The organism is Aeromonas sp. S2(2024), from assembly GCF_041402505.1.
Lineage (GTDB): Bacteria > Pseudomonadota > Gammaproteobacteria > Enterobacterales > Aeromonadaceae > Aeromonas > Aeromonas media.
In genome coordinates, this window is record NZ_JBGLRL010000058.1 from 1 (window position 1) to 627 (window position 627).

The following is a 627-nucleotide window of genomic DNA, read 5'->3' on the forward strand; positions in this document are numbered from 1 at the left end:
ATTAGTTCGTGGTTAAACATGGGGATAGTCTGTTGGGTATTAGCTGGTCAAGGATGGCGATCATACCTCAGAAGCCGCGCCACGCCTCGCTCATATGAGGGGATGGTTAAGCCAACATACCGGATGACCTGCCAAAAACAAAATCCAAGATAACTCTCTCTATTCATATGCCATTTTTCTATATATCTTTTCGCGGTCACATACAGGATTTAAATACCCCCCCTCACATTTCTTGTTTTTCTGTTTACATCCACCACAGCATATGTTCCTTAACTCACAATTACTGCATTTATATGAATTATCAACATTTGTTGAAACATTTAATTCATCAAAAATACTAACAATATCGCCGCAATCATTAATCGTAAATTTTGACTTTTCAGAAAATTCATTACAGGGATACAACCTACCATCATAATTTATTATTATGGATGAGCCTATTCCACAATTTTTATATAGAATCCCTCTTTTTCCAGCTTGTTCATAATTAAAACCAAGGGAATGGATCTTTTTTATTACCTGATTACCCATGATTAGCAGTCAGTTACCACGAACTATACTGATCTTACGTACAGTTATCGAGGTGCGAGATCATGGCCAAAAGCAAAATCCAATTCCAGAAAGGCT

1 protein-coding gene is annotated in these 627 nt (G+C 37.0%); it reads right to left on the reverse strand.

Going from position 1 to position 627, the window contains the following annotated elements; all coding sequences use genetic code 11:
• Positions 1-159 precede the first annotated feature (159 nt).
• Positions 160-531, reverse strand: coding sequence for an SPASM domain-containing protein (locus tag ACB039_RS20910; RefSeq protein WP_371166375.1), 372 nt, complete (start codon positions 529-531; stop codon positions 160-162).
• Positions 532-627 lie beyond the last annotated feature (96 nt).

Bases quoted from the DNA above. Each gene is read 5' to 3' on its own strand.
- ACB039_RS20910 (WP_371166375.1), bottom strand. From the start codon at position 531: ATGGGTAATCAGGTAATAAAAAAGATCCATTCCCTTGGTTTTAATTAT.